This is a genomic window from Prevotella intermedia ATCC 25611 = DSM 20706 (assembly GCF_001953955.1).
GTDB classification, from domain to species: Bacteria; Bacteroidota; Bacteroidia; order Bacteroidales; family Bacteroidaceae; genus Prevotella; species Prevotella intermedia.
The window spans coordinates 954,433-967,708 of sequence record NZ_CP019300.1; the positions used below are offsets into that span (position 1 = coordinate 954,433).

14 protein-coding genes are annotated in these 13,276 nt (G+C 44.1%); 5 read left to right on the top strand and 9 right to left on the bottom strand.

Going from position 1 to position 13,276, the window contains the following annotated elements; genetic code table 11:
* Positions 1 to 89 precede the first annotated feature (89 nt).
* The 4 genes from BWX39_RS03940 to xpt all read right to left on the bottom strand — a co-directional run bounded on the left by BWX39_RS03940 (position 90) and on the right by xpt (position 3,138).
* Positions 90 to 617 carry a DUF4251 domain-containing protein gene (locus BWX39_RS03940; RefSeq protein ID WP_028904832.1) on the bottom strand — a complete coding sequence of 176 codons (528 nt, stop codon included), beginning with the start codon at positions 615 to 617 and terminating at the stop codon, positions 90 to 92.
* Positions 618 to 667: 50 nt separating this feature from the next.
* Complete coding sequence (locus BWX39_RS03945; protein ID WP_028904831.1) at positions 668 to 1,123, bottom strand: hypothetical protein; 456 nt, start codon at positions 1,121 to 1,123, stop codon at positions 668 to 670.
* Positions 1,124 to 1,217: 94 nt separating this feature from the next.
* A complete protein-coding gene (locus BWX39_RS03950) occupies positions 1,218 to 2,561 on the bottom strand; it encodes a nucleobase:cation symporter-2 family protein (RefSeq protein WP_028904830.1) in 1,344 nt (447 codons plus the stop codon).
* Positions 2,562 to 2,565: 4 nt separating this feature from the next.
* Positions 2,566 to 3,138, bottom strand: a complete 573-nt coding sequence (xpt, locus tag BWX39_RS03955) for a xanthine phosphoribosyltransferase (protein ID WP_014710367.1) — start codon at positions 3,136 to 3,138, stop codon at positions 2,566 to 2,568.
* A 294-nt stretch (positions 3,139 to 3,432) separates the two neighbouring features.
* Between xpt and BWX39_RS03960 the strand changes: the two genes are divergently transcribed.
* Positions 3,433 to 5,505, top strand: coding sequence for a TonB-dependent receptor plug domain-containing protein (locus tag BWX39_RS03960; protein ID WP_028904829.1), 2,073 nt, complete (start codon positions 3,433 to 3,435; stop codon positions 5,503 to 5,505).
* Between the two features lie 403 nt (positions 5,506 to 5,908).
* Here BWX39_RS03960 and BWX39_RS03965 read toward each other — a convergent pair whose 3' ends face one another.
* The 3 genes from BWX39_RS03965 to BWX39_RS03975 all read right to left on the bottom strand — a co-directional run bounded on the left by BWX39_RS03965 (position 5,909) and on the right by BWX39_RS03975 (position 9,315).
* Positions 5,909 to 7,411 carry a class I adenylate-forming enzyme family protein gene (locus tag BWX39_RS03965; RefSeq protein WP_028904828.1) on the bottom strand — a complete coding sequence of 501 codons (1,503 nt, stop codon included), beginning with the start codon at positions 7,409 to 7,411 and terminating at the stop codon, positions 5,909 to 5,911.
* Positions 7,408 to 8,244: an SDR family NAD(P)-dependent oxidoreductase gene (locus tag BWX39_RS03970; protein ID WP_028904827.1), complete on the bottom strand. Its 837-nt coding sequence runs from the start codon at positions 8,242 to 8,244 to the stop codon at positions 7,408 to 7,410. The genes BWX39_RS03965 and BWX39_RS03970 overlap by 4 nt, the downstream gene beginning before the upstream one ends.
* Positions 8,245 to 8,343: 99 nt before the next feature.
* Complete coding sequence (locus BWX39_RS03975) at positions 8,344 to 9,315, bottom strand: bile acid:sodium symporter family protein (protein WP_028904826.1); 972 nt, start codon at positions 9,313 to 9,315, stop codon at positions 8,344 to 8,346.
* A gap of 170 nt (positions 9,316 to 9,485) precedes the next feature.
* Between BWX39_RS03975 and BWX39_RS03980 the strand changes: the two genes are divergently transcribed.
* The 3 genes from BWX39_RS03980 to BWX39_RS03990 are packed head-to-tail and all read left to right on the top strand — an operon-like array spanning position 9,486 to position 10,421.
* Positions 9,486 to 9,710 carry a DUF3791 domain-containing protein gene (locus BWX39_RS03980; protein ID WP_014710362.1) on the top strand — a complete coding sequence of 75 codons (225 nt, stop codon included), beginning with the start codon at positions 9,486 to 9,488 and terminating at the stop codon, positions 9,708 to 9,710.
* Positions 9,707 to 10,189, top strand: coding sequence for a DUF3990 domain-containing protein (locus tag BWX39_RS03985; RefSeq protein WP_028904825.1), 483 nt, complete (start codon positions 9,707 to 9,709; stop codon positions 10,187 to 10,189). Before BWX39_RS03980 ends, BWX39_RS03985 begins: the two co-directional genes overlap by 4 nt.
* Before the next feature lie 4 nt (positions 10,190 to 10,193).
* A complete protein-coding gene (locus BWX39_RS03990; RefSeq protein WP_028904824.1) occupies positions 10,194 to 10,421 on the top strand; it encodes a hypothetical protein in 228 nt (75 codons plus the stop codon).
* A 129-nt stretch (positions 10,422 to 10,550) separates the two neighbouring features.
* On the opposite strand, the gene BWX39_RS03995 is transcribed toward BWX39_RS03990, so the two are convergent.
* Complete coding sequence (locus BWX39_RS03995; RefSeq protein ID WP_244271502.1) at positions 10,551 to 11,351, bottom strand: tetratricopeptide repeat protein; 801 nt, start codon at positions 11,349 to 11,351, stop codon at positions 10,551 to 10,553.
* A gap of 52 nt (positions 11,352 to 11,403) precedes the next feature.
* Positions 11,404 to 11,733: a 2-amino-4-hydroxy-6-hydroxymethyldihydropteridine diphosphokinase gene (locus tag BWX39_RS04000; protein ID WP_028904823.1), complete on the bottom strand. Its 330-nt coding sequence runs from the start codon at positions 11,731 to 11,733 to the stop codon at positions 11,404 to 11,406.
* Positions 11,734 to 12,005: 272 nt separating this feature from the next.
* On the opposite strand from BWX39_RS04000, the gene hflX reads away from it, so the two are divergent.
* Positions 12,006 to 13,268, top strand: a complete 1,263-nt coding sequence (gene hflX, locus BWX39_RS04005; protein WP_028904822.1) for a GTPase HflX — start codon at positions 12,006 to 12,008, stop codon at positions 13,266 to 13,268.
* Positions 13,269 to 13,276 lie beyond the last annotated feature (8 nt).

Genomic DNA, 13,276 nt, shown 5'->3' on the forward strand with positions numbered 1-13,276 from the left:
AGACTCCTTTTAATTGGAAAGCTGAAACCCTATACTTATTCTTGCTGCTTATTGGCAGCCCTGTTGTAAGGTTTCAGCCTTGCCACTGGCTATTTCATACGTTTCGGAACAAACCTATCGTTCAGTTGCATCATACCCGAATAACCTATCGCTGCTCTTATATTCGATTTCAAGTTTATGTTCGCAGAGCCATCATCGTAGATGTTTAAAACGATGAGATAGGTTTCTGTTTGGTCTCGTGTTTCAATCAAGATACGCTCGCCATTCTTTATTGGTTCGCTCGTGTAGCTGTATATGGGCGATAAAACTTCTATTCCCACACGTCCGTCAATAGGCGCACGGTCAAGTCTGCCTACATAAGGAAGCACCATACCGATAGAATCGCGGCTGACTTCTATCACGTAGTCTTCGTTTAAAGTGCGTGCCGACATTCCCATCGGGTATATTTTATCCACGAAAATGCGAAATCTCTTTTCGGTCAAGTGCCCTTTCACGGCTGCCGCCTTCAGTACTTCCATCTTTTCGCGTGGCACAATGTTGCCTTCAGAATCGCGATAGACAGTTGCACAGCCGAACAGAACGACTGCCGACAATAATAAGATTACAATCTTTTTCATACGTACCTCCTTCTTTAATATGGGTTGGCAGATACTCGATACAACAAAGATTATTGTTCGATTTTCTCTACTTTAGGTGCTGAAATCTTTTCTACCAGTGGGGCAGTAGCAGGTCTTGCGGGCACTGGTTCGACAGCAGGAGCAGGCAAAGGGGTAGGGGCTGCATTGGCAGCCTTGCTGTTTTCTTTTGTTTTCTTTGCTGCGCTGGCTCTTGCTTCTTCAATTATTTTCTTCACTTCTGCTTCAGCTTTCGTCTTCTCGTCATCGATAGTCAAATCCTCTTTGCGTGTTTTGGGGCTCGACCAAAGGTAGTCTCCCACCACGTCTATCGTATCGAGTGCAGCCTTTCGTTGCTGTTCCTCTTGCTTTTGCTGTTCCGAAACAACATCGTCTTCGGCGACAATGAAGTTATAGAAAAGTCCTAAAACAAATAGAACCAGTAGCCCCAAAAGTATTTTGAAGGTTAAAGTGCTTGTAAACTTCCGTTTTTTATTTTCTTTTGCCATAGTTCCTTTGTTTTAATGAAGCGATTATCTTTTGCAAAGATAGAAATAAAAAGGAGAAAATTAGGGTAAAGTCGCAAAACTTTACCCTAATTTTTTATTCTTTAATACGAATGAGGGCATTTGCTAAAATAGCTGTTAAGCCACCCATTGTTATGCCACTTGAGAATATGTTGCGTATTACTTCGGGCATCTGACCCAATATGTTCGGCACAAGTTCAACACTCAGTCCCATTGCAAAGCTGATTGCCATTACCAAAACAGTCTTGCGGTTGATGGCTGTGGCAGCGATAATGCGTATTCCCGCAGCAGCTACTGTTCCGAACATCAGCAGCGTTGCACCACCGAGCACGCAGTCGGGGATAAGCGAGAAGAACTGTCCTACTATTGGGAACAAGCCCAAGACGAGCAAAGCACCTGCTACAAAGTAGCCCACATAGCGGCTGGCAACGCCTGTAAGCTGTATCATTCCGTTGTTTTGGGCAAAGATTGAGTTCGGAAAACTATTGAATACTGCTGCCAAAAGCGAGTTGAAGCCGTCTGCCAAGATACCTCCCTGCGCACGTTTCATAAACACTGGTCCTTCAACAGGTTCGCCCGAAATAAGCGAGTTGGCGGTAATGTCTCCGTAAGCCTCAACGGCTGTAACCAAATAAATGAGTCCCAAGCCGATAATGGAGCCAATGTCGAAACGCAAACCGTATTTAAAAGGTACGGGAATGTTCAATGCACCCGTGTCACCTAACCGTGAAAAGTCGATTAAACCTAAGAAGTAAGCCACCGTAGAACCTAATATCAAGCCCAAGACAATAGATGCCATGCGCAAGAACGGATTGCTTGAGCGGTTGAAAGCCACGATACTGACAAGTACGAGCAACGCCAATCCGAGGTTTTGCATAGAACCGAACGTACCAACGTTCATCGCTGTCTGACCGCCACCGCACGAATTGATGCCTGCTTTTATTAAACACAAACCAATAAGCGTAACAACGATGCCCGAAACCAAAGGTGTTATAATCTTGCGCATATACGGCAGCACACGGCTGACCAGCATTTCCACGACAGAAGCCACCATACAAGCTCCGAATATATAGCTCAATCCCATTCCTACATTCATCTTTCCGCCCACCATACCGAGCATACCGGCTCCGATAATGGGACTAATGAACGAGAACGATGTACCTTGAATGCACAATAAGCCTGCACCTAAACTGCCGAAACGCTTGCATTGAATGAAAGTAGCTATGCCCGATACGAACAAAGACATAGAAACAAGGAAGCCAGTTGTCTCCAAATCGAATTCCAATGCCGAACTAATGATGAGTGGCGGTGTAATGATGGCAACGAAAATCGCCAGCAAGTGCTGCACGGCTGCAAAGATTGTTTCTCGCAAAGGTGGGCGGTCGTTCAGCCCGTAAATAAGTTCTTTTGTCTGTTCCATGGTTTTATCCTTTTCTTAGTTTTATTTCGCAGTTGTCCAATGAATCGATAATAGCCAAGCTTTCGCAACGTATTCCTGCTGCTTCAATAATCTCACGACCGTGTTGGAACGCCTTTTCAATGATGAAACCCATACCTACAAGCTCTGCTCCAGCTTGATTACATAGGTCTATAATGCCTTTTGCAGCATTTCCGTAAGCCAAGAAATCGTCTACGAAAAGAACCTTGTCGGCTGGTGTAAGATATTCTTTTGAAATGCAAACGTGGTATTCGCGCTGCTTCGTGAACGAGAAAACGGTAGACGAAAGCATATCCGCCATTGTCGAAGGCTTCTTTTTCTTGGCAAAGACAACAGGCAAATCGAGCAGGAAACCCATCATAATGGCAGGTGCAATGCCACTTGCCTCCACTGTTATAATCTTGTTTATTTCCGTAGAAGCATAGCGGCGGATAAACTCCACGGCAATTTGCTTCATCAAGTTAGGGTCTAACTGATGGTTAATAAACTTGTCTACCTTCAATATTCCCCCCTCATAGCATTTGCCATCTTTAAGAATGCGGTCTATCAATGTTTTCATTGTACAGTTATTTTATTTAGCTTACTGTTTTTAATTGTACTTATACTGCCACACAGGATTGGAACAACCCGATTGTTGGAAATATAAAATACAAAAGTAATAAATTATGAAAAACAATCCGCTAATCTTTCCATTTATTTTTCATTTTTGCGAAAGAATGAAATCAAAATGAAAATAAAGCACCGTTGTTATAGGCTGTTTTGCCGATTTTATGTACTTTTGCACCTCGGTTTTGGCACGGTCTGCTTCCCACTAAGAGTAGATGGTCCGAACCATTAATAAATTTATTACATTATGTACAAACCAATTTTAAACAAGCGTAGTGTACTGAAGTTTACCCACTTCTCCAATCGCGGCTATTCGCTCTTTGCTGTTCTCGGCAAGGAAGTGATAATTGGTGTACTGAGTGTTGCTACTCTTCAACACGCAACGGCACACAACGTTAGCAACGAAGCCTTGCAAACGAGTAGCGATTCAACAGTAACCAACAAGCAAGTGATGCTCGATGAAGTGAGCGTAACAGGTACACGTGCGCCGCTGACCGTTAGTCAGCAAGCGAGAATGGTAACTGTACTGAGTCGTGAAGACATTCAAGCCGCGCCAGTACAAAGTGTAAACGACCTGTTGAAGTATGCCGTAGGGGTAGACGTGCGCCAGAAAGGAGCCTTAGGAGCACTTACCGATGTGAGCATACGTGGCGGAAACTCCGAGCAAATTACGGTTTTGTTGAACGGAATCAACATTTGCGACGCCCAAACAGCCCATAACACTTTCGATTTCCCAGTCGATATAAGCGAAATCGAACGCATTGAAGTTCTCGAAGGTCCAGCAGGACGCGTTTATGGCACATCTTCTTTATTAGGTGCGATAAACATTGTAACCAAAACTCCCCCCTCTTCCTCTCTCTCTGCACGCGTAGAAGGTGGCTCTTACGGCTATCTGGCAGCGGGCGCACGTGCAAACATTGCGCAAGGACGTTGGAACAACCAGCTCTCGGGGTCGTTTACACGTAGCGACGGCTATCTGCGGAACAAGGCAAACAGGCTGAATGCCGACTATAAAACAAGCAAGGCTTTCTATCAAGGCAACTATAACGACAGCCAGATTGCAGTTCGGTGGCACGCTGGTATGAGCGTTAAAGACTTTGGTGCCAATACGTTCTATGCAGCCAAGTATGACGACCAGTTTGAACATACGTTTAAAACGTTCACTGCCTTGCAGGCTGAAAACAAACAAGGCAAGTTCCACATTCGTCCGTCCATCTATTGGAATCGTAGTATGGACAGATTTGAACTTTTCCGTGGTGCGCCGCAGAAGTATGCGTACAACTACCACCGCACCGATGTATATGGCGTGAATCTCAATGCTTACTTCGACTGGAGTTTGGGACGCACGGCTTTCGGGGCAGAACTGCGCCACGAGGAACTCGTAAGCACCAATCTTGGTGAGAAACTCGAACGTCCGCACCATATTCACGGCACCGACCGCAACTATACGAACGGAATCAACCGCACCAATCTTCAGTTTGTATTGGAACACAACATTATTCTTTCACGCTTTACCCTTTCAACAGGCGTCATAGCTGTAAAGAACAGTCAGGCTGATATGAATATGCGCGTCTATCCGGGCATAGATGCCAGCTACCGAATGGGCAACGCTTGGAAAGTGTATGCGTCGTACAACACTTCGCTGCGTATGCCGTCGTTCACCGAACTCTTCTATTCTGTGGGTGGACACAAGGCAGACAAGCACCTGAAACCTGAAGAATTGTCGGCACTGGAAGCAGGTTTGAAGTACAACGCACGTGGCATTAGCGGCAAGACAAGCATCTTCTACAACCAGCAGAAGAACCTTATCGATTGGATTTCAGACGGTACGCTCGATGCAAATGGTAGTCCGTTGTGGAAGAGCGTAAACTTCGGACGCATCAATGTCGTAGGCGTTGAGGCTTCGCTTCGCTTCGATTGCCGCACCTTGATGCCTTCACAGCGTTTCCTAAAGCAGTTCAGCCTTGCCTATTGCTACCTCAATCAGAACGAAAAGGAACACAAGGGTATTACCAGCAAGTATGTTTTAGAATGTGTGAAGAACAAAATGGTAGCCAATTTGCAGCTGAATCTGTGGCGAAATCTCGATTTAGGCTTGAACTACCGTTTACTCCACCGTATGGGAGGTTACATCGACACGAACAACCAGCGACACAACTATGCGACGTATGGCATACTCGATGCTCGCCTTTCGTGGAATACGGGCAAGTGGACAGCCTTTGCTGCAGCCAACAACCTGTTGAACAGAACGTATGTAGACTACGGCAATGTGCCACAACCCGGCACTTGGATAACTGCAGGAGTCGGCATACAGATGTAGCATTTCTGCTGCTTCTACAACTGACAAGGAAGTTTAATAGATTATATACCAACGCTCTCGCACCTTCTTGTATGAGGTTCGAGGGCGTTTTTCTTTCTCTTTTCCTTTACCCATACTACGCTCTTTTGCGATTTTTGCCGAACATTTACAAATTACTTACGTGTAGAAAAATATTTATTTACACGTAAGTAATAATTTCTCTACACGTAAATAAATATTTCTTTACGTGTAAATAATTTGGCAGACAAATTGTTTTGCTGACTGAATCGGGAGAAATATATAAAAAAAGCAGAAAACAATTCGTTGTTGTTTTCTGCTTTTCGTTTTCCAAATCATTACAGATACTCGTATGTTTTATTGAATGAGCATTGTGCATCATTCATATTTTGTCTTGTTGTCAAAGTTATTTTAGAAGACTGTGTTTTCCTGTTGAAAGTATTTTTATTGACTCGAAACTGAAATGATGGGGCATTTCAGCACGAGAAAGTTTTAACTTGAGCCATATCTTCAAATCATTTTCATCGATTTGGGCGTTTGTTTTCGGTTCTATCTGTGCGTTAAGTACACGGCCAAAGCGAGTGTCGGGGACGGTATAAACTAAGGCATCGGCAACTAAGGGGTAACTTTTCAAGACTTTCTCAACGTGCTCTGGGTAGACATTCTCGCCGCCACAAACCACCATTCGGTCGGCTCTTCCACGATGAAGAAAACGACCATCGGATAGTTGAAGCACACGGTCGCCCGTATTCTGCCAGCTGTTTTGCCGCCCTGTCATAGCCCAACGACATTTCACCCACAAGGTGCCGACACCCTCTGCATCGGTTTCTCGCACTGCGCATTGCATTCCTCGAATGGGTCGTCCAATCGAAACTTCATCACCATAGATAAGCTGTTGCGGTGTGGCGAGCATAAAGAAACCAGCCTCAGACGTGCCATAAAGGTTGTAAAGTACAGAACCCAGTCGCTCCATTGTATGCCTTGCCAACAACACATCGAGTCGGTCGCCTCCACTGATAATACATTTCAGCGAACGTAAACGACTTTGGGCACCTTCCGTTTGCCACAGTCTGGCAAGCATGGCAGGCACCATTGGCATTACCTCAACCCGCTCTTCTGCTACGACATTCAGTACCTTTTCGGCATCGAAATGGCGCAGCAAACAAATCTTTTTACCCATAACGAGCGAGATAATCAGCGTAGCCAAACCGAAGCCATGATAGAAAGGAAGTCCTATCAGCACGCTCTGATAGCTGTCAATATGCAAGTCGCGGAGCAGTGAAAAGAAGGGCGGAAGAAACTGAACAATGTCCGTCTGTCGTGCAGCCTCCTTATAGTTGCCGCTCGAACCGCCTGTCATCACACTAATATTTCCACCTCTTTTTATATATGGGAGCGCAATTTTCTCAATAGCATCTTGTCTTTTTATGCTTCCCAACAAGGCTTCACACGATACCATAGGGCACATATCGTCCAAGCCATCTGCCTGTATCAATTCCTCATCGTAGATAAAAAGCGCGAACGGACGACTCATTAACTTCGCCAACTGTTCGCTTGACAGGTCGGTATTCAGCAATCTTACATGGACGCCCAATCGTGAAAGAGCAGGCAGGAGCAAAGCCGAAATAAGGTGGTTGCGACAAAACAATGCCACATGCTGACCACTTTTCAAATGGTATTTATGGTAGAGTAGATGGGACAATCGCTGCGCCAACGCATAGAAATCTTGATAATCTACATGCTGATTATCGCTCACCACAGCACAATCGTGTGTATGATAGCGAGCAGCAAAGCGCACGGCAGCCATCATCGTAATACCTTCGTGCAGGAAACAATTAAGCAAACGCACAATGCCACGTGGTGTAATGAGGTGCAGACGCCAGAGCGAACGGAAGAGAGATGTTTTCATTGAACGGTTTTTTGATAGAAGAAACGAACCAAGGGAGCAAACAATGACGCCACAGGAGCTGAAAGGCGTGCCCACCAAGGCTGATAGGAGAAGCGACTTTTCATAGCCAACCGCAACAGAATACACGCAGCATCATCAGCCGAATAAGCAGGCAAAGAACGATAATTCGGGTTAGCCATAGACATTTCTGTGCGTACCAAAGGTAGGTAGGCTACATGAACACCAACCCCAAGTCGCTTCCATTCGCTTTCTGCCGTACGACACCACACGTTGGTTGCACACTTCGATGCGTGATAAGCCGACCACCCCGGAGCAGGGGGATATAGACAACTGACCGATGAGGTATAGACCAATTGACCTTTAGACTTTTGTAAAGCTGGCAACAAAGCCAACGCCAATGCCACCACGGAACGATAGTTTAAGTCGATTGTACGGTCGAAATCGTGTAGTCGTTCGGATGCATCGGTAATCTTTCGGAAAATAGATTTTCCTGCATTGCAGAAGAGATAGTCTACCGTGGGTAACTGTTTCAGTTCTTTGCATAGCAAATCCAAGGCTGGGCGGTTGCGCAAATCAAGTGCACGACAGACCGCCTGACAGCCCATTGCTTGCGCTTCACTGCACAAAGTCTGTAGTTCTGCCTCGCTGCGAGCTATCAGATAGAGGTTCGCACCAACCTGCATCAGCCGCTTTGCCAATGCAAGCCCGATGCCTCGCGATGCTCCTGTAATCACCACCCAGCGTCCTTTGAAGCGATGTTGCAGTTGCTTTTCGTCCATACGGGGCTTGGGATAGAGCAGGGAAGCACATAGTTTCAGCAAACTTTTCTTCATTCTTTACTCCTTATTTTCCATTTGCAAACATAGCTTTTTATCTCCAATTGTACAAGCTTTAGCAGTAGATTGTGTATAAAAATGAAATGCAAATGTGTGTTAGACTTCCCGCTTGTGAGGGTGTTTGTCGTAATACCACAGTTCAATGCTATTGATAATATTCTGCCAAAGTATGTAGCAGCCGGGACCTACCGACGACAATGGGTTCAGATAGGTAAAGGTTATCCAGATGGCAAAGGTGGTATTCTTCTGTCCCAAGGCTTGTCCCGCCTCGATAGTGCTATCGAAAAAACGACCAATAAATCTGCCGACAGCAAACTGTACCAAGCAAAGCAGCAAACTGACGAGGGCAATGAAGGCGAGGAAAAGGGCGGTGGTATCGGCGTGAACGATATTTTTCACGGTGGTTCCCGTTATGATGGTGAGTGTGAAAGCCCAAAAGTAAAAACCAAGATTGCGTACACTGACAATCCATTTGTAAAGCGGTCGCAATATGCGCCAATGCTTTGTGAAGTAAGCTACTACCATCGGGGCAACTAAAATAAGACAAACACGGTTGAGAATAACGAGGAAAGACTCGACGAAACCAACGTTCACATTGGGTTCTATCAGCGGAAAACAAGTGGGAATGAGGGCTGCACAAATGAAATTAGATAGGAAAGTGTAGGTCGTCATATCCTCTATGTTGCCACCCAACTTCTGTGTAACGATGGCTGCCGCCGATGCACAAGGGCAGATAATGCACGCCAACACCGACTCCATAAGTATCAAGCTGTTGCCTTGTAGCTTGAAAAAGAGTATAAAACCTACGGCTATAAGAACAAACAACACCTGAAACACGCCTATCCAGAGATGCCATTGCACAGGAAGGAGCCTACGGAAATCTACTTTGCAAAACGTTACGTAGAGCATTAAAAACATACAAATGGGCAAAAGGAAGTCGAATATCGGCTCGAAAACCGCCGAAGCAGGAGATAGCAGGGGTATAAAAGCAAACAGCAAGTAAACGATAGCACCTGTAGCAATGGCTACTGGCAGCGTCCATTTCTTTATAATACTTATCAATTCCACCTTTTTTGTTTGGTCTATAATGTGTTCTTACTGAATTATTCTTCAAATGTACGAATATTTTTGGGAATATACTATTGCCTTAAAGTATATTTTATAAAATGAAGTTTCTTATAAAAAGTTAGGCTATATAGGAAGAATCGTTTATATTTGCAAAATAAACGAAGTTGAAGATGAGTAATAAGACAACAGATACAATCGAATATTTGGTATGCTGCATTGGAGCATTTGCCAAGCGTTTCTCGTTGAGCAATTCGCAGGCATATAAATATCTGAGTCAGCATAAAGGCTTAGACTTTCTGATTAAGCATTACGATGCAGAGCACACATTGTCTATAGACGATGCAGTAGAAGATATAACAACCATTTGCCAACGCCATGGAGGGGCATTAGTGTGATACTGTATCATGGCTCTAACCAAATAATTGAACAAATAGACCTAAGCAAAGGACGCAAAGGAAAGGACTTTGGACAAGGTTTTTATCTAAGTGATAGCTTTGAACAAGCTAAACTTATGGCTGAGAATACTGTTGCAAGAATGGAATGTGGAGAGTCTTGCATTACCAAATTTGAATTTGATGACAACCTATTGCACTCACCAGTAGACGTAAAAGTAAAGCTATTTACAGAATACAACATAGAGTGGGCAAGGTTCATTATTGCCAATCGCAACAATCGTTCAACTTCCGCCATTCATAATTATGATATTGTATATGGTCCGATTGCCGATGATAGAGTGGGTCTACAATTACAACGGTATCGTCAGCAATATATATCTTTAGAACAGTTAGTGGAAGAATTGAAATATAAACGTCCCACTTTTCAGTATTTCTTTGGTACTGAAAAAGCAATATGCCATTTAATAATGAAAGGATAACAAGATGAGCATACAAGAGCAAGATAAGCAATTTATGATAGAATGTCTGACCAAAGATTTGGTTATGATGTTGATGGAAGATTATGGTTATAGTATGGAAAAGGCGTTGTCTATAGTCTACAATTCGCATACTTATGAGAAATTAGAGGACGAGAAAACAGGACTTTATTATCAAAGTGCAGAGTATGCTTACGACTTCTTGAATCAGGAATTAAACCAATGTGTTAAATAAAAGCTACAAAAGCATTTGTATTTGTTTTAAGGCAGATACTGAAAACCTTACAAAGATTATTTTGGCACCTGCCTTAAATGTTTTCTTAAAAATCTATTCTTCCACTTTCACCTTGTCTTTATACAAGTCTTAAAGGTTGATAGGCGCAACGTCTTCCTGTTTTTTCTTTTGTTTTTCAGGCTTATCGTCTATCGGTGGCACTGGCGTTTTCTTTTTCTCGTCTACTATCGGTGTTGTTACGATAGGTTTTGAAGATATGGTATCTGTCGGCTTTTCGGTGATGACAGAATCCAAAGGGATACTTGCTGCAATGGCGCGCAGACTGTCTTCCACCGCCTTTGCACGAGCAATGCTGTCGGCAGCCAACTTTTCGTCAATCTTAGCTTGGCACCCTTTGCGCATATTTACCACCTGCGCCAATCGGGCTTCCACATCGGTTGCTGTACGATGCTTGCGGAAAAACGTTTCGGAAAGCACATAAGCGTCGCGAGCTTTCTCCCATTCCTCGCCGAACATATAGCACAATCCGAGCCGATAGTATATTTCTCCCTTTTCGCTGTCGTAGCAAACCGTGAGTGCCTGTTCGTAGAAAGAGATAGCAGGCTTGTATTCCTGCAACTGAAAGTGGCTCTCGGCATTGGCAAAATAATATACCGACCGCTCGTGTGGTGCAAATACGGCAAGGCGCAGGGCTACCTCATCAAGATAATTCGTTGCATTTTTATATTCCCATTCGTTGTAATAGCACAGGCCAATATAGGCACGAAAGCGGTCGTTCAGCTTATATCGCTTGTCCAACTGTTGGAAAATAAGCAATGCTTCGTGATATTTCCCCGAATTGAAATAAGCCACAGCCTTGTCCAATTGCACAGGGTCGGGGTCGGAAGTCTGCGCCGATGCCGACTGAATCGACAAGCACAGAAAAGCCAAAAGGCAACACAGATGCTGCCTAAATGCTGCTAAAAGGTTGTTTCCGTGTATATTATTGCAGCCAAGCAATCTTCTTAACCTCCTTATCTCCATATTTTATAACATCTAAGTCTATCAGCACAATGCCTTGCTTGTGGTTTTCGTGCGTGTCGCCCATTGCTGTTTCTATGTCCTTCAGCTGTTGCACGAGCTGTTGCAACGAAAGCGATGTGGTGAAGTTAGCCAAACAATTCAAGTATCTGTCCGACACGACGCCAACGGGTTCGGTCCACTGCGGTTGTGTGAAGGTTATATCCGAAAACATCGTTTTCAGTCTTTCAATGGCTTCCTTTATATGCTGTTGCTGCTCGGTATTCGAACCAAGCGATATTGTTATCTTCATTTTGGGTATCTGTAAGGAACAGTACAGAGTGTTGAAAGTGCTTTTGTACAGCCAATACAAAGCTACGCACACTTTTCTGTATCAACGATATTGTAGCCCCTGTTATGTCCTTTTAGGTTGCAAAATTACGTTATTCCTACATAAAGACACGATAAACAACACATTATTTATAAAAAATAACAATTGCGAATAAAAAACGTTCAAACGCTTCTTATGAACTCTTAACTTTTTATTAACTTTGTAGCCACATTATATATAGTACTATTTTTTGAATGAAAGAATTTGTTATATCGGAAGTTAAAGCCGAAACTGCCATACTTGTAGGACTGATAACGCAAGAGCAGGACGAAGCTAAGACCAAAGAATACTTAGACGAATTGGAGTTTCTTGCCGATACTGCAGGAGCCGTTACCGTGAAACGCTTTACACAACGTGTTGGCGGACCTAATATGACGTCGTATGTGGGCAAGGGAAAACTTGCAGAAATAAAAGCATACATCAAGGCAAAGGAAGACGAAGATGAACCTATCGGTATGGTAATCTTCGACGACGAGTTGTCGGCTAAACAGTTGAGGAATATTGAAAACGAACTGCAAGTAAAGATTCTCGACAGAACATCTCTCATTCTCGATATATTTGCAATGCGTGCACAGACTGCCAACGCCAAGACACAGGTAGAACTGGCACAATATCGCTATATGTTGCCACGCTTGCAACGCCTCTGGACGCACCTTGAACGACAGGGTGGTGGTTCTGGTTCGGGCGGTGGCAAAGGCTCGGTGGGCTTGCGTGGTCCGGGTGAGACTCAGTTGGAAATGGACCGCCGTATTATTTTGCAACGTATGACCCTACTGAAGCAACGCTTGGTGGAGATAGACAAGCAGAAAATAACGCAGCGAAAGAACCGTGGACGCCTCATTCGTGTGGCATTGGTGGGCTATACCAACGTTGGCAAATCAACCATTATGAACATGTTAGCCAAAAGCGAGGTGTTTGCAGAGAACAAGTTGTTTGCCACGTTAGATACAACCGTGCGTAAGGTAGTGCTGCAAAACCTTCCTTTCCTCTTGGCAGATACTGTAGGATTTATACGCAAATTGCCGACCGACTTGGTTGATTCGTTTAAATCAACCCTTGATGAGGTGCGCGAAGCCGACCTGTTGCTGCACGTTGTAGATATTTCTCACCCCGATTTTGAGGAGCAAATACAAGTCGTAACAGAAACTTTGAAAGATTTGGAGTGTGCCGAAAAGCCGTCAATGATAATCTTCAACAAGATAGACAACTATACTTGGGAAGAGAAAGAGGAAGATGACCTGACGCCAATGAGCAAGGAAAACGTGTCGCTCGAAGAACTAAAGCGTACGTGGATGGCGAAATTGAACGACGATTGCTTGTTTATTTCGGCAAAAGAGAAAGAAAACATTGACGAGTTCAGAGATGTTTTATACAAGAAAGTGAAAGAACTTCACGTGCAAAAGTATCCTTACAACGACTTCTTGTACAGCACTGATGTAGAAGAAGGTGTGCAATAGCATTTACG

Bases quoted from the DNA above. Each gene is read 5' to 3' on its own strand.
- BWX39_RS03940 (WP_028904832.1), bottom strand. From the start codon at position 617: ATGAAAAAGATTGTAATCTTATTATTGTCGGCAGTCGTTCTGTTCGGC.
- BWX39_RS03945 (WP_028904831.1), bottom strand. From the start codon at position 1,123: ATGGCAAAAGAAAATAAAAAACGGAAGTTTACAAGCACTTTAACCTTC.
- BWX39_RS03950 (WP_028904830.1), bottom strand. From the start codon at position 2,561: ATGGAACAGACAAAAGAACTTATTTACGGGCTGAACGACCGCCCACCT.
- xpt (WP_014710367.1), bottom strand. From the start codon at position 3,138: ATGAAAACATTGATAGACCGCATTCTTAAAGATGGCAAATGCTATGAG.
- BWX39_RS03960 (WP_028904829.1), top strand. From the start codon at position 3,433: ATGTACAAACCAATTTTAAACAAGCGTAGTGTACTGAAGTTTACCCAC.
- BWX39_RS03965 (WP_028904828.1), bottom strand. From the start codon at position 7,411: ATGAAAACATCTCTCTTCCGTTCGCTCTGGCGTCTGCACCTCATTACA.
- BWX39_RS03970 (WP_028904827.1), bottom strand. From the start codon at position 8,244: ATGAAGAAAAGTTTGCTGAAACTATGTGCTTCCCTGCTCTATCCCAAG.
- BWX39_RS03980 (WP_014710362.1), top strand. From the start codon at position 9,486: ATGAGTAATAAGACAACAGATACAATCGAATATTTGGTATGCTGCATT.
- BWX39_RS03990 (WP_028904824.1), top strand. From the start codon at position 10,194: ATGAGCATACAAGAGCAAGATAAGCAATTTATGATAGAATGTCTGACC.
- BWX39_RS04000 (WP_028904823.1), bottom strand. From the start codon at position 11,733: ATGAAGATAACAATATCGCTTGGTTCGAATACCGAGCAGCAACAGCAT.
- hflX (WP_028904822.1), top strand. From the start codon at position 12,006: ATGAAAGAATTTGTTATATCGGAAGTTAAAGCCGAAACTGCCATACTT.